We start from the raw sequence: 20,604 nt of genomic DNA on the forward strand, positions 1-20,604 counted from the left end.
TTGGTTTTTGGCGGAGCAGGCGGGATTCGAACCCGCGGTGGGCTATTAACCCACACACGCTTTCCAGGCGTGCGACTTAAACCACTCATCCACCGCTCCGAAGCCTTGTATTGTAGCAGTGTAAACACGCATTTTTCCCTCTTCGCATTCACAAGCGATGAACTTTGTCAGTCAATGGCTGCACGGTGGTTTTTTCATGAATTCTCAATGACAGCTGCACTACGGGGCAGTTTTGTCCTTAAACTTCGCGCCTGTTTGTCTTTCTTTTGGCCTTTACCCACTTCTGCCCATGAAATTCCGTTTCCCCATCGTCATCATTGACGAAGATTACCGCTCCGAGAACACATCGGGTCTGGGCATTCGCGCTTTGGCAGACGCCATCGTCAGCGAGGGGCTGGAGGTCTTGGGCGTGACCAGTTACGGCGACTTGTCGCAGTTTGCGCAGCAGCAAAGCCGCGCCAGTGCGTTCATCCTGTCCATCGACGACGAAGAGTTTTCACCCGGACCCGATTTGGACCCGGCCGTGATCAACTTGCGGGCCTTCATTGATGAAGTGCGCCGCAAGAATGCCGACGTGCCCATTTACATCTATGGCGAGACCAAAACCTCGCGCCATTTGCCCAACGACATCCTGCGCGAGTTGCACGGCTTCATCCACATGTTTGAAGACACGCCTGAGTTTGTGGCGCGCCACATCATTCGTGAAGCCAAGAGCTACCTGGAAGGCGTGCAGCCACCATTTTTCAAGGCGCTGCTCGACTATGCCGAAGATGGCTCCTATTCGTGGCATTGCCCAGGGCACTCCGGTGGCGTGGCTTTCCTCAAAAGCCCCGTGGGCCAGATGTACCACCAGTTTTATGGCGAAAACATGTTGCGCGCCGACGTGTGCAATGCGGTGGAAGAGTTGGGCCAATTGCTCGACCACAACGGCGCCATTGGCGAGAGCGAGCGCAATGCCGCTCGCATCTTCAACGCCGACCATTGCTTTTTTGTGACCAACGGCACCAGCACCTCCAACAAGATCGTTTGGCACCACACCGTGGCTCCGGGTGACGTGGTGGTGGTGGACCGCAACTGCCACAAGTCCATCTTGCACGCGATCATCATGACGGGTGCCGTGCCCGTGTTCATGAAGCCCACGCGCAACCATTTCGGCATCATTGGCCCCATCCCCAAAAGCGAGTTCGAGCCTGCCGCCATCATGACCAAGATCAAGGCCAATCCCTTGCTCAAGGGTATCGACCCCAAGAAGGTCAAGCCGCGTGTGATGACACTCACACAGTCCACCTACGATGGTGTGCTCTACAACACCGAAACCATCAAGAGCATGCTCGATGGTTACGTGGAAAACCTGCACTTTGACGAAGCCTGGCTGCCGCACGCCGCCTTTCATCCGTTTTATGGCCCGTACCATGCCATGGGCAAAAAGCGCGCACGCCCCAAAGAGTCCATGGTGTACGCCACCCAATCCATCCACAAGCTGCTGGCCGGTATCAGCCAGGCCAGCCACGTGCTGGTGCAAGACGCGCAAAGCGTCAAACTCGACAGGCCGCTGTTCAACGAGGCCTATTTGATGCACACCTCGACCTCGCCGCAGTACAGCATCATCGCCAGTTGCGATGTGGCGGCTGCCATGATGGAGCCACCCGGTGGCACTGCGCTGGTGGAAGAAAGCATTGCCGAGGCCCTGGATTTCCGCCGCGCCATGCGCAAGGTGGATGAGGATTACGGCAAGGACTGGTGGTTCAAGGTGTGGGGCCCCGAGAAGTTTGCCGAAGAAGGCATTGGCCGTGCCGACGATTGGATCTTGCGCAACGACCCTCGCAAAAAGGCCAGCAAGTGGCATGGCTTTGGCCAGCAGCTGGCCGATGGCTTCAACATGCTCGACCCCATCAAGTCGACCATCGTGACGCCGGGCCTGAACCTGGACGGCAAGTTCGACAAGACCGGCATCCCCGCATCCATCGTCAGCAAGTTCCTCACCGAGCATGGCGTGGTGGTCGAAAAGACCGGCCTCTACAGCTTCTTCATCATGTTCACCATCGGCATCACCAAGGGCCGCTGGAACACGCTGCTCACCGCTTTGCAGCAGTTCAAGGATGAATACGCCAAGAACCAGCCCATGTGGAAAATCATGCCGGAGTTCTGTCAGAAGCACCCACGCTACGAGCGCATGGGCCTGCGCGATCTGTGCCAGCATGTGCACGAGATGTATGCCAAGTACGACATCGCCATCTTGACCACCGACATGTATTTGTCGGACCTGGCCCCGGCCATGCGACCTTCAGACGCGTACGCCCACATTGCCCAACGTAAAACCGAACGTGTGGAGATCGACCACTTGGAAGGCCGCGTCACCGTGGGCCTGGTGACGCCTTACCCACCGGGCATTCCTTTGTTGATTCCGGGTGAAGTCTTCAACAAGAAAATCGTGGACTACCTCAAGTTCGCGCGCGAATTCAACGAGAAGTGCCCCGGCTTTGAAACTGACATCCACGGCTTGGTGGAGATCAAGGATGAAGACGGCAAGAAACGTTACTACGCCGATTGCGTGAAGGCTTGAACGCTGTGTGGCAGGTGACAGAATAAAAAAAGCGGCCTTGGCCGCTTTTTTTTTATTCTGCACAGCGTAACTTCAAGCTGCAGCCGCAGGCTCCGCAATGCCACCGACCACCTGGCTGAAACCACCGTCCACATAGGTGATTTCGGCGGTCACGCCCGCAGCGAGATCGCTCATCAAGAACGCGGCCACATTGCCCACGTCCTCAATGGTCACATTGCGGCGAATGGGCGAGGCTTCGGCCACCACCGACAAAATCTTGCCAAAACCCTTGATGCCGCTGGCGGCCAGCGTTTTGATGGGGCCGGCCGAGATGCCGTTGGCGCGTAGGCCACGGTTTTGGCTGCCCAGCGATTCGGCCAGGTAACGCACCGAGGCTTCCAGACTGGCCTTGGCCAAGCCCATGGTGTTGTAGTTGGGCACGGTGCGGATGGCACCCAGATAAGTCAGGGTCAGTACAGCCGATTTGTCGTTCAAATAGGGCAGGGCAGCCTTGGCCATGGCGGGGAAGCTGTAGGCGCTGATGTCGTGCGCGATCTTGAAGCCTTCGCGGGACAAGCCGTCCAGAAAGTCGCCAGCAATCGCCTCGCGGGGTGCATAACCAATGGCATGTACAAAGCCGTCCAGCTTGGGCCAGGTGGCCGACAAGTCAGCGAACAGTTTTTCAATTTGTTCGTCGCTGCCTACATCGCAGTCAAAAATCAATTTGGAATCGAAGTCAGCCGCAAATTCGGTGATGCGGTCCTTGAAACGTTCACCCACATAACTGAAGGCCAGCTCTGCGCCTTGTGCGTGACAGGCTTTGGCGATGCCATAGGCAATGGATCGGTTGGACAAAACGCCGGTGATCAGCAATTTTTTACCCGCCAGAAATCCTGTTTTTGTACTCATGTCTTCAACTCCAAGAAAATGTGGGCAGAATTGTCGCATGCGAAGACCCATGGCCCGATTTTTGAAAAACTGCTTGCTGGCCCTCGGGCTGTGGATGTCGGGCACCGCCTGGGCTGCACATGCCTATGCGCAGTTTGGCGACATCCGCTACCCCGCAGGTTTTGCCCATTTTGCTTATGTCAGCCCTGATGCGCCCAAAGGCGGAGAGATCGTTTTGGTGCCGCCCACGCGGCAGACCCATTTCGACAAGTACAACCCCTTCACGCTCAAAGGCAGTGCGCCGCCGTCCATGCTGAACATGTTGTTCGACACCTTGCTGGTGGGCAATATGGACGAGCCGAACACGGCCTATGGCTTGCTGGCCTCCGACATTCAGGTGGCCACCGACCGCATGTCGGTGGTTTTTCAAATTCACCCACAAGCGCGTTTCCACAATGGTGACCCGGTGTTGGCCGTCGATGTTCGCCACACCTTTGAACGCCTGACCAGCAAGCAGGCAGCGCCCCAGTACCGCACTTATTTCGGTGAAGTCAAAAGCGCCACGGTGTTGGCCGAGCGCAGCATACGCTTTGATTTTGTGCGGCCCAACAGCGAATTGCCCTTGATCGTGGGCTCCATGCCGGTGTTCAGTCGCAAGTGGGGTTTGCAGGGCAACACGCACAAGGCATTTGATCAAATGGTCATGGACATCCCCATCGCTTCCGGCCCCTACCGCATCGGCCCGGTGCAGTTTGGCAAAGACATCACCTATGTGCGTGACCCGGCTTATTGGGCCCAGGACCTGAATGTGCGCAAAGGCCAGTTCAACTTTGACCGCATCACCTACAAAATTTACAAGGACAGCACCGCCCAGCTCGAAGCCTTTAAAGCGGGCGAGTTCGATTACATGCAGTCCTTTGTAGCGCGTGAATGGGCCCGGGCTTTCACGGGCAGGGCGTTTGAGCGCGGGGCATTGATCAAGGCCGAACTGCCCCATGGCAATGCCGGTGACTTTCAGGGCTTTCAGTTCAATCTGAGGCGCGAACAGTTCAAAGATGTGCGGGTGCGCCAAGCGATTGCCTTGGCCATGGATTTTGAATGGCTGAATCGGCAATTGTTCTACAACGCCTACAGCCGGGTACGTGGTTTTTTTGTGGCCAGCGATTTCGAGGCCAAGGGCTTGCCCGGCCCGGATGAGTTGGCACTGTTGCAGCCCTTGCGTGCCCAACTGCCTGCCGCCGTGTTTGAGCAAGCCGTGCCCCAACCGCCCCAAACCGCGCTCGACCCCGCATCGGGCCACACGCTGCGTGACCATTTGCGCCAAGCGCGGGATTTGCTGAAAGACGCGGGATGGACCTACCGCGATGGCGCTTTGCGCAATGCCAAGGGCCAGGCCTTCAGCATCGAGTTTCTCGACAGTTCAGGCTCCATGGGGCGCGTGGTCACGCCCTTTGCCAAGAACCTGGAAAAACTGGGCATTCAGGTGCGTTACAAAGTGATCGACTTTGCACTGCTGCAAAAGCGCATGGACGTGTTTGACTTTGACATCGTGAGCAACCGCAGCGTGGGCAGCGAGGCACCGGGCACGGAATTGCTCGAGCGCTTTGGCGCCAAGTCGGCCGACGTGGAAGGTTCGGGTAATATTTTGGGCCTCAAAGACCCGGCCGTGGACGCGCTGCTCGACCAAGCTGTCAGCGCCACCACCCGACCCGAACTGGTCACTCGGCTGCGTGCACTTGACCGGGTGCTGCGCCATGGGCATTACGTGGTGCCACATTGGTACGGTGCGGTGCACCGGGTGTCTTGGCGTGCGGCAGCATTTGAGCGCCCGGCCGAGCTGCCGCGTTTTTACCAACCTGAAAAACTGGTGACTTCAGTGTGGTGGTCTCCGGCTGCGGCACGGCCCAAAGCGCCATCTTCAGCCACCCAGAAAGCCCCTTGACCCATGTTGGCCTACATCTTCAAACGTTTGCTGCTGATGATCCCGACCTTGTTCGGGGTGCTCTTGATGACCTTCGTGGTGATCCAGTTTGTGCCCGGTGGCCCGGTGGAGCAAATGGTGGCGCAGCTGCAGGGGCGCGACACAGGCGGGGAGGGCGCTGCGGCAGCGGGCAGCGGTTACCGCGGTCGACAAGGCGTGGACGCCGCCCGCATTGCCGAAATCAAAACCCTCTACGGCTTTGACAAACCACCGGTCGAGCGGTTCTGGATGATGCTCAAACAGTTTGCCCAATTCGATCTGGGCAAGAGCTTCTTCTACCCCAAGGACGTCTGGAGCCTGATTCAGGAAAAACTGCCCGTGTCCATCAGTTTGGGCTTGTGGACGTTTTTTCTCAGTTACTTGATATCCGTGCCTTTGGGCATTGCCAAGGCGGTTCGCGCCGGCTCGCGCTTTGACACCCTCACCAGTTTGCTGGTGTTGGTGGGTTATGCCATTCCGGGCTTTGTGCTGGGCGTGGCTTTGCTGGTGGTGTTTGGCGGGCAGTTGCAGTGGTTTCCCTTGCGCGGCTTGACCTCTTCCAATTGGGAGCAGCTCAGCTGGGGCAGCAAGGTGGTGGACTATCTTTGGCACATCGCCTTGCCTGTGCTGGCCAGTGTGCTGGGCGCGTTTGCGGTCATCACCATGCTGACCAAAAATGCCTTTCTCGAAGAAATCCGCAAGCAATACGTGCTGACCGCCCGAGCCAAAGGCCTCAGTGAGCGCCGCGTGCTCTACCGCCACGTCATGCGCAACGCCCTGATTCCCTTGGTGACCGGTTTCCCGGCTGCCTTCATCGGGGCCTTTTTCACAGGATCGCTGCTGATAGAAACCTTGTTCTCGCTCGACGGCCTGGGCTTGCTCAGCTATGAATCGGTGATCCGCAGGGACTACCCGGTTGTTCTGGGCACCCTGTATCTGTTCACCCTGATCGGCCTGGTCACCAAACTCATCAGTGACCTGTGCTACTTGTGGGTCGATCCCCGCGTCAAGTTTGACCAATGACCGCATCCACTTCAACGCTTTCTTCGCCGCAGTTGTCCCCTTCGCGCAGGGCCTGGCTGCGTTTCAAGCGCAACCGCCTGGGCTTTGGCAGCCTGATCATCTTTGCCTCGCTGTTTGTGCTCAGCCTGGGCGCTGAACTGTTGTCCAACGACAAACCCTGGGTGGTCCGCTACGAGGGGCACTGGTACTTTCCGTTTGTGCAGCAACTGCCCGAGACCGTGTTCGGGGGCGATTTTGAAACCCCCACGGATTACCTGGACCCCTTCATCCAGCAGCAATTGGCGCGGGATGGCCACTGGGCCTTGAGAGCGCCCAACCCTTATCACCACGGCACGCTCGATTACTTTGCCCCCTTGCCCAATCCCGCACCGCCTTCGGCACGCAACCTGCTGGGCACCGACGACCGGGGGCGCGACGTGCTGGCGCGCTTGCTCTATGGCTTTCGGGTCTCGGTGCTGTTTGCCTTGGCCTTGACGCTGTTTGGCGTCGTGCTGGGCGTGCTGACGGGGGCCGTGCAAGGCTTTTTCGTGGGCAAGACCGATTTGGTGTTCCAGCGCTTCATCGAAATCTGGAGCGCCATGCCCGAGCTGTATTTGCTCATCATTTTTTCGGCGGTGTTCGAGCCCAGCGTCGGCCTGTTGCTGGTTTTGCTCAGCTTGTTCGGCTGGATGGGCTTGTCGGACTATGTGCGTGCCGAATTTTTGCGCAACCGCCAGCTCGACTACGTCAAATCCGCCCGGGCGCTGGGCCTGGGGCACTGGCCCATCATCTGGCGGCATGTGCTGCCCAACAGCATGACGCCGGTGGTGACCTTTTTGCCGTTCCGCATGAGCGGTGCCATTTTGGCGCTGACCTCGCTGGACTTTCTGGGCCTGGGCGTGCCCCCCGGCACGCCGTCGCTGGGCGAATTGCTCGCGCAGGGCAAAAACAACATCGACGCCTGGTGGATTTCCCTGTCCACCTTTGGCGTGCTGGTGGTGACCTTGCTGCTCTTGACCTTCATGGGCGATGCCTTGCGCGACGCGCTTGACCCCCGAAAGGTGGATGCATGAACAACACCACGCCCTTGCTGCAGCTCAAGCAACTGCGCGTCGCCTTTGGCGACACCGAAGTGGTGCATGGCATCGACCTGAGCATCCAGCCTGGTGAGCGCCTGGCCTTGGTGGGTGAATCGGGCTCCGGCAAATCGGTCACGGCCCTGTCTGTGCTGCGCTTGATGGAATCGGCCCGGCTGAGCGGCCAGGTGCTGTGGCAAGGGCAGGATTTGCTGCAGCAGCCGCTGGCCGAAATGCAGCGCATCCGGGGCGATGACATCGCCATGATCTTTCAAGAACCGATGACGGCCCTCAACCCGCTGATGACCGTGGGCCAGCAAATCTCCGAAGTCCTGCAACTCAAAAAAGGACACATCAGGCGCGATGCGGACTTGCGGGCCGTGGCTTTGCTGGGCGAAACCGGCATCGATGAACCCGAGCGCCGCTTTCAGGCCTATCCGCACCAACTGTCGGGCGGTCAACGCCAGCGGGCCATGATGGCCATGGCCTTGGCCTGCGAGCCCAAACTCTTGCTGGCCGACGAACCCACCACCGCGCTGGACGCCAGCTTGCGTCTGCAAATGCTGGCGCTTTTGTCTGCGCTACAAGAAAAAACGGGCATGGCCGTCTTGCTCATCACCCATGACCTGGCCTTGGTGCGGCATTTCGCACACCGCGTGGCCGTCATGGAAAAAGGCCACCTGGTCGAGCAAGGCGAGTTGCGGGCCGTGTTTTCCAGCCCGCAGCATGCCTACACCCAAAAACTCTTGGACAGTCGCCCTCGTCGCGATGATTTGCACGAAGCCGACGCTCAGGCCAAGCCCGCATCGGTGGTGCAAGCCAGAGGTCTGCGCGTGCGCTATCCCATGACAGTGCCCGGCTGGCGCGGCTGGTTTCAGAAAAACCACTTCACCGCACTGCAGGGCGCTGATTTCAGCATCTCGGCGGGCACCACCTTGGGCGTCATGGGCGAATCCGGTTCGGGCAAATCCAGCTTGGCTCAGGCGGTGCTGGGGTTGATGCCATTTGAAGGTGAGGTCACTTTTGCCGGGGACCGCTGGCAAGGCCAACCACGCCAAGACAAAGCTTTGCGTCAACGTGTGCAGGTGGTGTTTCAAGACCCTTATGGCAGCCTCTCGCCGCGCATGACCGTGGGCGAAATCGTCTCGGAAGGCTTGAAGCTTCACCAGCCTCAACTGACAGCGGCGCAAATCGAGCAACGCGTCCTGGCCACCTTGGCGGAAGTGGGCTTGTCGAGTGACGATTTTCCGCAATTGCTCAACCGTTACCCGCACGCTTTTTCAGGTGGGCAACGCCAACGCATCGCATTGGCCAGGGCCTTGGTGGTCGAGCCTGCGCTCTTGGTGCTCGACGAGCCCACCAGCGCGCTCGACGTCACGGTGCAAAAGCAAATCCTGACATTGCTCAAGTCCTTGCAAGTGCGCAGGGGTATTGCATATTTAATGATTACCCACGATGTGGACGTGCTGCGAGCCATGGCGCATCAAGTGCTGGTTTTGCAAGGCGGCAAAGTGGTCGAGTCCGGACCCGCCATGCAAGTGCTTGGCCAACCGCAACATGCTTACACCCGCCAGTTGATCGACGCCTTCCCGGATTAATGGGGATAACGGCCATTTTTGTGTGTCTTGTTTTCCTTAAAAATCACACACTTAGCACGTTTTTCAGTTAGAATACGAGCTTCACGACCAAACGGGCGGGTTTTCACCGCCCGTTTTTTTTGGGTCTTTCCTTTTTAAGTTTGGCATTTCGAAGTTCTGTGGCATTGCAGCAAATCGTTGAAGAAACCGTAACCGGCCTGGGCTATGACCTGGTTGAAATAGAGCGCTCTGCGGGGGGCTTGTTGCGCATCACCATCGACTGGCCCTGGCAGCCCGGATCTGACCTGTTCATCAACGTGGAAGACTGCGAAAAGGTCAACCGGCAACTGCAGTTTGCCCTCGAGGTGGACGGTGTGACCTACAACCGGCTGGAAGTCTCCTCGCCCGGCATTGACCGCCCCTTGCGGCATGAAAAAGATTTCGAGCGTTTTGTCGGTGAATTGATCGACATCACCCTCAAAGCCCCCATGGGCGAAAACGCGGCAGGCATGGTCAGTGCCAACCGCAAAAAATTTCGTGGCACGCTCGAGCGCGATGCCACAGGTGCTGGCTGGCAGATCGTCTGGAGCGATGAGCCTGCCGTCAAGCCCGGACAAAAAATCAGCAAGAAACGAGTCCCTGCGCCACTGCATGCGCTGGGCTTCACGCTGGATGAATTGCAGGCTGCCCGACTGGCACCCGTGGTCGATTTCAAAGGGCGCAAGCCCAAGGGTCAAGCCTGAATTCAGGCTTGATTGGTTAAGCATTTTTATCGGGTCTGAATTCCAGACCCAGTGGAACAGGAGAGTCGAGTCATGAATCGCGAAATGTTGATGTTGGTCGAAGCCATCTCACGTGAAAAGAACGTTGAGCGCGACGTGGTGTTTGGAGCTGTGGAAGCCGCCTTGGCGCAAGCCACCAAAAAGCTGTACGCCGGAGAGGTGGACATCCGTGTGTCCGTGGACCGAGACAGCGGCAATTACGACAGTTTCCGCCGCTGGCACGTCGTGCCCGATGAAGCCGGTCTGCAGCAGCCTGACCAGGAAATTCTGTTGTTTGAAGCCAAAGAGCAAATTCCCGACATCGAAGTCGACGAATACATCGAAGAGCCCATCGAGTCCCTGCCCATTGGCCGCATTGGTGCCATGGCCGCCAAGCAGGTCATCCTGCAAAAAATCCGCGACGCCGAGCGCGAAATGCTGCTCAACGACTTCATGTCGCGTGGCGAGAAAATTTTTGTGGGCACCGTCAAGCGCATGGACAAGGGCGATCTCATCTGTGAAGCCGGCCGCGTCGAAGGCCGCCTGCGTCGCAGCGAAATGATCCCCAAGGAAAACCTGCGCAGCGGGGACCGTGTGCGCGCCATGATCATGGAAGTGGACCTGACCCTGCGCGGCGCCCCCATCATCTTGTCGCGTTCGGCCCCCGAATTCATGATCGAGCTGTTCCGCCAGGAAGTGCCCGAAATTGAGCAAGGCTTGCTCGAAATCAAGACCTGTGCCCGTGACCCCGGCTCCCGCGCCAAAATTGCTGTGCTCTCGCATGACAAGCGCGTGGACCCGATTGGCACCTGCGTTGGCGTGCGCGGCACCCGCGTGAACGCCGTGACCAACGAACTCGCTGGTGAGCGCGTGGACATCGTGTTGTGGAGCGAAGACCCCGCTCAGTTCGTGATTGGTGCCTTGGCCCCTGCCAACGTGCAGTCCATCGTGGTGGACGAAGAAAAGCACGCCATGGACGTGGTGGTGGACGAGGAAAACCTGGCCATTGCGATCGGTCGCGGTGGTCAGAACGTGCGCCTGGCTTCTGACCTCACCGGCTGGAAAATCAACATCATGGACGCGGCCGAGTCTGCCCAAAAGCAGGCCGAAGAAACCACCGGTATCCGTCAGCTGTTCATGGAAAAGCTCGACGTGGACCAGGAAATCGCCGACATCCTGATCGACGAAGGTTTCACCAGCCTGGAAGAAGTGGCCTATGTGCCCCTCCAGGAAATGCAAGAGATCGAAAGCTTCGACGAAGACACGATCAACGAATTGCGCGCACGTGCCAAAGACGCCTTGCTGACCATGGAAATCGCTCGCGAAGAAAGCGTCGAAGAAGTGTCGCAAGATTTGCGTGACCTGCCGGGCCTCACGCCTGAGCTGATTTCCAAGCTGGTCGAAGCGGGTATCCACACCCGTGACGACCTGGCTGACCTTGCCACTGACGAACTGACCGATATCTCGGGTCAAACTTCCGAAGAGGCCACCGCCCTGATCATGAAAGCCCGCGAACATTGGTTCGCAGGCCAGGCCTGAAGTCTGATGGAGGCTTGAACAAAATTATGTCCAGTACCACTGTTGCCGAGTTCGCCAATGAACTCAAAAAATCTGCCGATGTCTTGTTGGAACAATTGCGTTCAGCAGGCGTTGCCAAAAGCTCTGACAGCGACGCACTCAACGACGCTGACAAGCAAAAACTGCTCAGCTACTTGCAAGCCAGTCATGGCACGCAAGCCGGTGATCGCAAAAAAATCACCTTGGTGAAAAAATCCACCAGCGAGATCAAGCAAGCCGACGCTTCTGGCAAGGCCCGCACGATTCAGGTGGAAGTGCGCAAAAAACGCACCCTGATCAAACGCGAAGACGAACCCGAGTCGCAGGTGCAAGAGGCTCAAGAGCCCGTCATCGACCATGCCGATCTGGCTCGCCGCGAAGAAGAAGCCCGTCGTCAAGCTGAGCTGATCCGCCGTCAGGAAGAAGAGCTGTCTGAAAAACGCCGAATTCGCGAAGAGCAAGAAGCTGTCCAACGCGCACAAGCATTGGCACAAGAGCAGCAAGCCCAAGCCGAAGTCAAGGCCGCAGCACAAGCTGCTGCCGATGCGCAAGCAGCCAAACCTGCATTGACCCGCGAAGAGCGTGAACAATTGGCCCGCGCCGAAGCGGCCAGCATCAATGCCGCTTCGCAGCAGCAAGCCAAGCCAGCTGTGCCCGTGGTGTCTGCCGCTGAAGCAGCCGCCATCAAAGCGACCAAAGCAGCCGAACAAGCCGCTGAAAAAGCCAAAGCCGACCAGCAAGCGCGTGACGCGGCCGCCCAAAAAGCCGCCGCCGAATCCAAAGCCCGCGCCGATGAAGAGGCGGCCCGCGCACGCGATCTCGATGAGCGCCGCCGCAAAGCACTGGCCGAAGCCGAAGCCATTCGCAACATGATGAACGCCCCCAAGAAGGTCTTGGTTGCGAAAAAAGAAGAGCCCAAAACCGAAGCCAAAGCTCCGGTCAAGGGCACCTTGCACAAGCCTGCTGGCACACCCGCGCCTGGCGCCCGTGCAGCTGCCGCTGCTGCAGCCAAAGCTGCCGAGCCCGCATCGCCAGGTGCCAACAAGGAAGTCAAATCTGCCAAGCTGTCGTCCAGCTGGGCTGGTGATCCGGCCAAGAAGAAAGCCATCCCCACCCGTGGTGACACGAGCGGTGGTGTGGGCCGAAACAACTGGCGCGGTGGTCCCCGTGGCCGCCGTGGCAACGAGCGTGATCGCGATGACTCGCATGGCCAGTCAGCACCGGCTGAAGTGCGCGTGCTCGAAGTCCATGTGCCAGAAACCATCACGGTGGCCGAGCTGGCGCACAAGATGGCCATCAAAGCCTCCGAGGTCATCAAGCATCTGATGAAGCTGGGCCAGATGGCCACCATGAACCAACCGCTGGACCAAGACACCGCCATGATCGTGGTGGAAGAAATGGGCCACAAAGCGGTGGTGGCGGCACTGGATGATCCGGAAGCCTTCACCGACGACGAAGTGTCGGACCAACACGCTGAATTGCTGCCACGTGCCCCTGTGGTCACGGTCATGGGTCACGTTGACCACGGCAAAACCTCGCTGCTCGATTACATCCGCCGTGCCAAAGTGGCCTCGGGTGAAGCAGGTGGCATCACGCAGCACATTGGTGCCTACCACGTCGAAACGCCACGCGGCATGATTTCTTTCCTGGACACCCCCGGTCACGAGGCCTTCACGGCCATGCGTGCACGTGGTGCGCAAGCCACCGACATCGTCATCCTGGTGGTGGCGGGTGACGACGGCGTCATGCCCCAGACCAAGGAAGCCATCAAACACGCCAAAGCGGCCGGTGTGCCCATCGTGGTGGCCATCAACAAGATGGACAAGCCCGATTCGAACATCGAACGCGTGCGCGCTGAGTTGATTACCGAAGAAGTCGTGCCCGAAGAATTCGGCGGTGATTCGCCTTTCGTGTCCGTGTCTGCCAAAACCGGCATGGGCATTGATGACCTGCTCGAGCAAGTGCTTTTGCAAGCTGAAGTGCTTGAACTCAAAGCCCCGGTGCAAGCCGCGGCCAAGGGCTTGGTCATCGAAGCGCGTCTGGACAAAGGTCGCGGTCCCGTGGCCACCATCCTGGTGCAGTCGGGCACCTTGAACACTGGCGACGTGGTGCTGGCCGGTCAAACCTTTGGTCGCGTGCGCGCCATGCTGGACGAAAACGGTCAGACCATCAAAACGGCCGGCCCTTCGATCCCGGTCGAAATTCAGGGCCTGACCGAAGTTCCGCAAGCTGGCGACGAATTCATGGTCATGGGCGACGAACGCCGTGCCCGCGAAATTGCCACCTACCGTGCAGGCAAGTTCCGCAACACCAAGCTGGCCAAGCAACAAGCTGCCAAGCTCGAAAACATGTTTACCGACATGGCGGCGGGCGAGATCAAGATGCTGCCCATCATCGTCAAGGCCGACGTGCAAGGCTCGCAAGAAGCCCTGGGCGCTTCCTTGCTCAAGCTCTCGACCGACGAAGTCAAAGTGCAGATGGTCTACTCCGGCGTGGGTGGCATCAGCGAATCGGACGTGAACCTGGCCATTGCCTCCAAGGCCATCGTCATCGGCTTCAACGTGCGCGCCGATGCAGGTGCCCGCAAGTTGGCCGAAGGCAATGGCGTGGACATCCATTACTACAACATCATTTATGACGCTGTAGATGAACTCAAAGCGGCCATGTCCGGCATGTTGGCCCCCGAGCAACGCGAAGAAATCATGGGTATGGCCGAAATCCGCACCGTGTTCGTCGCGTCCAAGATCGGCACCGTTGCAGGTTGTATGGTCACTTCGGGTCAAGTCACCCGCAATGCCAAATTCCGTCTGCTGCGTGACAACGTGGTCATCTACACCGGTGAACTCGACTCGCTCAAGCGCCTCAAGGACGACGTGCGCGAAGTCAAAGAAGGCTTCGAGTGCGGTATCAAGCTCAAGAACTACAACGACATCAAAGAAGGCGATCAGCTCGAATTCTTCGACGTCAAGGAAATCGCGAGAACGCTGTAAATGGCCCGCAAGAAGGTTTCATCCGTTCCAAACCGCGGTTTCCGCGTGGCCGACCAGATCCAGCGCGATCTGGCCGAATTGATCGCTCGCGAGTTGAAAGACCCGCGTGTGGGCATGGTCACGATCAACGCTGTCGAGGTGACGCCAGACTACGCACACGCCAAAGTGTTCTTCAGCGTCTTGACGGGCAACCCCGACGAAGCCACTGAAGGCCTGAACGCGGCAGCCGGTTTCTTGCGCAACGGATTGTTCAAGCGACTGCACATCCACACCGTGCCCACGCTGCACTTCATGTTTGACCGCACCACCGAGCGTGCGTCTGACATGAATGCACTGATCTCCAAGGCTGTGGCTTCACGCGCAAAAGACGACGACGAATGACCACAGCGCCACGCACCCGGGTGCAACGGCGCCCTGTGCATGGGGTGATGTTGCTCGACAAACCACTGGGACTCTCCAGCAACCAGGCTTTGCAAAAGGTCAAGTGGTTGCTGCGTGCGGAAAAAGCGGGTCATACAGGCACGCTCGACCCCTTGGCCACAGGCGTGTTGCCTTTGTGCTTTGGTGCGGCGACCAAATTCAGTCAGCAGCATTTGGATGCTGACAAGGTGTATGAAACCACCGTCCGCTTGGGGGTGAAAACCACCACGGCAGATGCAGAAGGCGATGTGACTTCTGTCCGCGAAGTGTCATGTACACCGGGTATGGTTGTTGAAGTTTTAGACCGGTTCGTGGGGCCGATCAGCCAGGTGCCGCCGATGTACAGCGCCTTGAAAAAGGACGGCAAAGCCCTGTACGAATACGCCCGGGAGGGCGAAACCGTGGAGCGCGAGCCGCGCAACGTGGTGATCCATGACCTGGAGTTGCTGGACATGGGGCTGCAGGGCGATGCGCCTTTTTTGCAATTGCGTGTGCATTGCAGCAAAGGCACCTACATCCGCACGCTGGGCGAAGACATCGCCGAGGCCCTGGGTTGTGGTGGTCATTTGAGCGCGCTGCGCCGAGTGGTCACCGGGCCGTTTGAAGCGTCACAGTGTGTGACGCTGCCCGAGCTGGAGGCCATGGCGCAAGACGCTCGCCTGGATGCATTGCTGCCGGTCGATGTGCTGCTGCCGGGCTATACCGAGGTGAGCCTTAACAGCGAGAGCGCTGGAAGATTTTTGAGTGGGGTGCGCAGACGCGGCCCTTGGGTTGATTGTGATCAAGTCGTGGTGTATGGAGAACATCCTCGTGCCTTGCTGGGAACAGCGCATGTGCATGGCGGCGAATTGATTCCGGGTCGATTGTTGAGCCCGATCGAAATTCAACAGATTTTGGAAAGATCACCTGTTCCCGAGCCGTTGCTGGCCGCGCAGGTTTAAAGGAAGAAAGCATGAGCAAGCAAATTCGCAACATCGCCATCATCGCGCACGTTGACCACGGTAAAACCACCATGGTCGACCAACTGCTGCGCCAATCCGGTACCTTCGCTGACCACGAAAAAGTCGTGGACACCGTCATGGACAACAACGCCATCGAACGTGAGCGCGGCATCACCATCCTGGCCAAAAACTGCGCCGTGAGCTGGGAAGGCACCCACATCAACATCGTGGACACCCCCGGACACGCGGACTTCGGCGGCGAAGTCGAACGCGCTTTGTCCATGGTCGACGGCGTGGTCTTGCTGATCGACGCCCAAGAAGGTCCCATGCCCCAGACTCGCTTTGTGACCAAAAAGGCCTTGGCCTTGGGTCTCAAGCCCATCGTGGTCGTGAACAAGGTCGACAAGCCCGGTGCCAACCCCGACAAAGTGGTCAACGCCGCTTTCGATTTGTTCGACAAACTTGGTGCCAACGACGAGCAACTCGACTTCCCTGTGGTGTATGCCTCGGGCATCAATGGCTGGACCTCTTTGGAAGAGGGCGCACCCGGTGAGCAGTGGGGCCCTGACATGTCGGCCCTGTTCAACACCGTGCTCAAGCACGTCAAGCCCAACGCGGGCGATCCAGCAGCTCCCCTGCAATTGCAAATCTCGGCACTCGACTTCTCGACCTTTGTCGGCCGTATCGGCGTGGGCCGCATCAGCCAGGGCACCATCAAGCCCAATATGGACGTGGTCGTCATGGAAGGCCCAGACGGCTCGACCATCAAAGGCCGTGTCAACCAGGTGCTGACCTTCCAGGGTCTGGACCGTGTGCAAGTGACCCAAGCCGGTCCTGGCGACATCGTCTTGATCAACGGCATTGCAGACCTGAACATCGGCGTGACGGTGACCGATCCCACCAATCCTGCACCGCTGCCCATGCTCAAGGTGGACGAGCCCACGCTGACCATGAACTTCTGCGTGAACACCTCGCCTTTGGCTGGTCGTGAAGGCAAGTACGTCACCAGCCGACAAATCTGGGACCGCCTGCAAAAAGAGCTGCAACACAACGTGGCCCTGCGCGTCAACGAAACCGACGAAGAAGGCATCTTTGAAGTCATGGGGCGCGGTGAATTGCACTTGACCATCTTGCTGGAAAACATGCGCCGTGAAGGCTACGAGCTGGCCGTGTCCAAGCCCCGCGTGCTGTTCCGTGATGTCGATGGCGAGCGCCATGAGCCTATCGAGCTGGTCACCGCCGACATCGAAGAAACTCACCAGGGCGGCGTCATGCAAGCCTTGGGCGAGCGCAAGGGCGAGCTGGTCAACATGGAACCCGATGGCCGCGGTCGTGTCCGTCTCGAATACCGAATCCCGGCCCGTGGCCTGATCGGTTTCTCCAACGAATTCCTGAACCTGACCCGTGGCTCCGGCCTGATCTCCAACATCTTTGACGGCTACGAGCCACACAAAGGTGACATCGGCGGTCGCAAAAACGGCGTGCTGATCTCCATGGACGACGGTGAAATCTTCACCTATGCATTGGGCAAGCTCGACGACCGTGGCCGCATGTTCGTCAAGGCCAATGACCCGGTGTACGAAGGCATGATTGTGGGCATCCACAGCCGTGACAACGACCTGGTGGTCAACGCCACCCGCACCAAGCAGCTGACCAACTTCCGTGTGTCCGGCAAAGAAGACGCGATCAAGATCACGCCCCCGATTGACCTGACTCTGGAATACGGCGTCGAATTCATTGAGGACGATGAGTTGGTCGAAATCACGCCCAAGAGCGTGCGTCTGCGCAAGCGCTTCCTCAAGGAAAGCGACCGCAAGCGCAACAAGTGATCTGTCCACAGTGATGCAAAGCAGGGCCTGAATCATGAAACTCCGGCATGGCCAAGCAGTGGCGATGATGGTCTTGATCACCGCCATGTGGTCCATGGCGGGTGTCGTTACCCGCCATCTGGAGCAGGCCCGCAGCTTTGAGGTCACTTTCTGGCGCAGCTTCTTCACGGCGCTGTCGCTGGTGATCATCTTGCCGCTGTGGCAGGGCAGGGGCGTGTGGTCGCGCATGCCTTGGCGAAGCCCCTATTTCTGGCTCTCTGGCGTGTGCTGGAGCGTCATGTTCACCGCCTTCATGGTGGCCCTCACGCTCACGGCGGTGGCCAACGTCCTCATCACCATGGCGCTGGGCCCCTTGCTCACCGCCTTGATCACCCGAGTCTTTTTGGGGCACCAGCTGCCCCGGCGCACCTGGGGTGCCATCGTGCTTGCGGGCATCGGCATTGGCTGGATGTATGGCAGTCAAATGAGCCTTGGCGCACCCAACTTCCTGCTCGGGACTGCATTGGCCCTGTGCGTGCCGATTGCAGGCGCTGTGCAATGGACCTTGGTTCAAAAAAGCCACGCCGAAGGTCTCGATCTGGACCTGGTGCCCTCGGTCTTGCTGGGTGCAGTTCTTTCTTCACTGTTCACCTTGCCGCTGGCCATGCCATTTCAGGCTTCAGCCCATGATGTGGGTCTGCTGGCCCTGCTTGGCCTGTTTCAGTTGGCCATTCCCTGTGCCTTGTCAGTGATCTGCGCCCGTGTGCTCAAAGCGCCCGAAGTGTCCCTTTTGGCATTGCTTGAAATCGTTTTTGGAATTGCGCTCGCCTGGTGGGGGGCACACGAAGCCCCGCAGCCCAGCGTCTTGCTCGGCGGTGCCCTGGTGCTGAGCGCCTTGCTCATGAACGAATATTTAGCCTGGAAAAACAATGTCTGATGTCATCGCCACCATCGAAGGCCGTATCGGCTGCATCACGCTGAACCGTCCCAAGGCGCTCAACGCTTTGTCGCTGGGCATGGTGCGGCAAATCACCCAGGCACTGCTCGACTGGCAGCAGCATGAGCAAGTTCTGGCAGTGGTCGTTCGCGGCACCAACAAGGAAGGGCCATTTGGCGCCTTTTGTGCCGGTGGTGACATCCGCTTCTTTCACCAGGCGGCCACCTCGGGCAATCCGCAACTGGAAGACTTCTTCACTGAAGAGTACCGCCTGAACCACCTGATTCACACCTACCCCAAGCCCTACATCGCCTTGATGGACGGCATCGTCATGGGCGGCGGCATGGGCATCAGCCAGGGCGCCAGTGTGCGCGTGGTGACCGAGCGCAGCAAAATGGCCATGCCCGAGACCCACATTGGCTTGTTCCCCGATGTCGGCGGCGGCTATTTCCTCAGCCGCTGCGCAGGCCGCCTGGGCGAATACCTGGGCCTGACAGGCCATATGCTGCAAGGTGAAGACGCGGTGCATGCGGGTCTGGCCGATGGTTTGGTGGCCTCCGGCAAATTGGCCCACCTGTGGCAAACGCTGATCGAAACCCCTTTTGAAAACGGCGAAGCCGTCGAACGCTGGGTGCGCACACGCTTTGACCATTTGCAAAAAACCGGCTTGCCACACCGCGCAGAGATGGACGCCGCCTTTGCCATGCCGCATGTGAACGACATCGTGCAGCAGCTGGAATCGGCCAGTGATGAATGGTCTCAAGACACCGCCAAAACCTTGCGTCAGCGTTCGCCCCTGATGCTGCATGTGGTGCTGGAACAAATTCGCCGCGCCCGCACCATGAGCCTGGCCGATGACCTGCGCATGGAGCGTGATTTGGTCCGCCACTGCTTTTCCCTGCGTCCTGTGGTTGACAGCGAAACGGTGGAGGGCATCCGCGCCCTGGCGGTCGACAAAGACCACAGCCCCCAATGGAAGCCCGCACGTGTCGAAGAGGTGGATGCCGCCGAAGTGGCCGCGTTTTTTGTCAGCCCCTGGCCCGCACACGCCCACCCGCTGCGCGAATTAACCTGAAACCGTAGGTCTGTCTCCTTAGCTCGGCACTCGAAGAGTCCGACGTTTACAGCCTTTGGCTCAGGCCCATGTCGGAGTCTTCGACCACCGACCTGCCAATCAGCCAATAACAGTCGCATATCGTAGGTCGGCACTCGAAGAGTCCGACGTGTGCAGCCTTCGGCACAAACCCATGTCGGGGTCTTCGACCACCGACCTACCAATCAGCCAATGACGGTCGCAGCTCGTAGGTCGGCACTCGAAGAGTCCGACGTTTACAGCCTTTGGCTCAGGCCCATGTCGGGGTCTTCGACCACCGACCTACCAATCAGCCAATGACGGTCGCAGCTCGTAGGTCGGCACTCGAAGAGTCCGACGTTTGCAGCCTTCGGCACAGCCCCATGTCGGGGTCTTCGACCACCGACCCACCAATCAGCCAATAACGGTCGCATATCGTAGGTCGGCACTCGAAGAGTCCGACGTTTGCAGCCTTCGGCACAGCCCCATGTCGGGGTTTTCGACCACCGACCTACCAATCAGCCCATCGAGCTTTAACGGTGGCGGCTTTTCATCACGCGTTCGACTTCGCGTTTGCCTTCTCGGTCCTTGATGGTGTTGCGCTTGTCGTGCTCGGCCTTGCCCTTGGCCAGCGCGATGTCGCATTTCACCTTGCCTGATTTCCAATGCAGGTTGATCGGCACCAGGGTGTAGCCCTTTTGTTCGATCTTGCCGATCAGGCGCTTGATCTCTTCCTTGTTCAGCAGCAGCTTGCGCGTGCGTGCGGCCTCGGGGTTGATGTGGGTCGATGCCGTTTTGAGCGGGTTGATCAGGCAGCCGATGATGAACAACTCGCCATTACGGATCACCACATAACCGTCCGTCAGCTGCACCTTGCCTTCACGAATCGCCTTGACCTCCCAGCCTTCAAGCACCATACCCGCCTCGTAGCGTTCCTCGAAGAAATAGTCAAAAGCCGCCTTCTTGTTCTCGGCGATCTTGGCAAAAGTGGGGGCGGCTGTTGATTTTTTGGAGGTGGCCATGGTGAGCAAATAAGGACGGACTGGCCGTTCGCAAGAGCGTGCAGATGAGTT

Annotated in this window: 15 protein-coding genes and 1 tRNA gene; 13 read left to right on the plus strand and 3 right to left on the minus strand. The window is 58.7% G+C overall.

The genetic code is table 11. The features are described 5' to 3' along the window. Positions 1–8: 8 nt before the first annotated feature. Positions 9–99, minus strand: a tRNA-Ser gene (locus H663_RS24150). A 190-nt stretch (positions 100–289) separates the two neighbouring features. Between H663_RS24150 and H663_RS24155 the strand changes: the two genes are divergently transcribed. Further along, complete coding sequence (locus tag H663_RS24155) at positions 290–2,563, plus strand: arginine/lysine/ornithine decarboxylase (protein WP_053176347.1); 2,274 nt, start codon at positions 290–292, stop codon at positions 2,561–2,563. A gap of 72 nt (positions 2,564–2,635) precedes the next feature. On the opposite strand, the gene fabI is transcribed toward H663_RS24155, so the two are convergent. Beyond that, positions 2,636–3,451, minus strand: a complete 816-nt coding sequence (gene fabI / locus H663_RS24160) for an enoyl-ACP reductase FabI (RefSeq protein WP_053176344.1) — start codon at positions 3,449–3,451, stop codon at positions 2,636–2,638. 49 nt (positions 3,452–3,500) lie between these two features. Here fabI and H663_RS24165 point away from each other — a divergent pair, with 49 nt between their 5' ends. The 12 genes from H663_RS24165 to H663_RS24220 all read left to right on the plus strand — a co-directional run bounded on the left by H663_RS24165 (position 3,501) and on the right by H663_RS24220 (position 19,534). Next, positions 3,501–5,372: an extracellular solute-binding protein gene (locus H663_RS24165; RefSeq protein WP_053176343.1), complete on the plus strand. Its 1,872-nt coding sequence runs from the start codon at positions 3,501–3,503 to the stop codon at positions 5,370–5,372. Between the two features lie 3 nt (positions 5,373–5,375). Then, complete coding sequence (locus tag H663_RS24170) at positions 5,376–6,413, plus strand: microcin C ABC transporter permease YejB (RefSeq protein ID WP_053176340.1); 1,038 nt, start codon at positions 5,376–5,378, stop codon at positions 6,411–6,413. Next, positions 6,410–7,465: an ABC transporter permease gene (locus H663_RS24175; protein ID WP_053176339.1), complete on the plus strand. Its 1,056-nt coding sequence runs from the start codon at positions 6,410–6,412 to the stop codon at positions 7,463–7,465. The genes H663_RS24170 and H663_RS24175 overlap by 4 nt, the downstream gene beginning before the upstream one ends. Beyond that, on the plus strand, positions 7,462–9,066 hold the full coding sequence (locus H663_RS24180; protein ID WP_053176337.1) for an ABC transporter ATP-binding protein: 1,605 nt from the start codon (positions 7,462–7,464) through the stop codon (positions 9,064–9,066). The genes H663_RS24175 and H663_RS24180 overlap by 4 nt, the downstream gene beginning before the upstream one ends. A 158-nt stretch (positions 9,067–9,224) precedes the next feature. Continuing rightward, positions 9,225–9,788 (plus strand): ribosome maturation factor RimP, encoded by a 564-nt coding sequence (rimP, locus tag H663_RS24185; RefSeq protein WP_053176335.1) that lies wholly within the window; start codon positions 9,225–9,227, stop codon positions 9,786–9,788. 72 nt (positions 9,789–9,860) lie between these two features. Further along, positions 9,861–11,345, plus strand: a complete 1,485-nt coding sequence (gene nusA / locus H663_RS24190) for a transcription termination factor NusA (protein WP_053176333.1) — start codon at positions 9,861–9,863, stop codon at positions 11,343–11,345. Positions 11,346–11,371: 26 nt separating this feature from the next. Further along, complete coding sequence (infB, locus tag H663_RS24195; protein ID WP_053176331.1) at positions 11,372–14,353, plus strand: translation initiation factor IF-2; 2,982 nt, start codon at positions 11,372–11,374, stop codon at positions 14,351–14,353. Further along, positions 14,354–14,734 carry a 30S ribosome-binding factor RbfA gene (gene rbfA, locus H663_RS24200; protein ID WP_053176329.1) on the plus strand — a complete coding sequence of 127 codons (381 nt, stop codon included), beginning with the start codon at positions 14,354–14,356 and terminating at the stop codon, positions 14,732–14,734. Then, positions 14,731–15,714 (plus strand): tRNA pseudouridine(55) synthase TruB, encoded by a 984-nt coding sequence (gene truB / locus H663_RS24205; protein WP_053176327.1) that lies wholly within the window; start codon positions 14,731–14,733, stop codon positions 15,712–15,714. The genes rbfA and truB overlap by 4 nt, the downstream gene beginning before the upstream one ends. An 11-nt stretch (positions 15,715–15,725) precedes the next feature. Further along, positions 15,726–17,543: a translational GTPase TypA gene (gene typA, locus H663_RS24210; RefSeq protein WP_053176325.1), complete on the plus strand. Its 1,818-nt coding sequence runs from the start codon at positions 15,726–15,728 to the stop codon at positions 17,541–17,543. A gap of 34 nt (positions 17,544–17,577) precedes the next feature. Further along, on the plus strand, positions 17,578–18,459 hold the full coding sequence (locus H663_RS24215) for a DMT family transporter (RefSeq protein ID WP_053176322.1): 882 nt from the start codon (positions 17,578–17,580) through the stop codon (positions 18,457–18,459). Continuing rightward, the gene (locus H663_RS24220; protein WP_053176320.1) at positions 18,452–19,534 is read left to right on the plus strand and encodes an enoyl-CoA hydratase/isomerase family protein; all 1,083 of its coding nucleotides are present in this window, start codon (positions 18,452–18,454) and stop codon (positions 19,532–19,534) included. Before H663_RS24215 ends, H663_RS24220 begins: the two co-directional genes overlap by 8 nt. Positions 19,535–20,064: 530 nt before the next feature. Here the strand turns inward: H663_RS24220 and smpB are convergent. Beyond that, entirely contained in the window at positions 20,065–20,553 is a 489-nt protein-coding gene (smpB, locus tag H663_RS24225) for an SsrA-binding protein SmpB (RefSeq protein WP_053176318.1), read from the minus strand. Between the last annotated feature and the right edge of the window lie 51 nt (positions 20,554–20,604).

This window comes from Limnohabitans planktonicus II-D5 (assembly GCF_001270065.2).
Taxonomy (GTDB): domain Bacteria; phylum Pseudomonadota; class Gammaproteobacteria; order Burkholderiales; family Burkholderiaceae_C; genus Limnohabitans_A; species Limnohabitans_A planktonicus.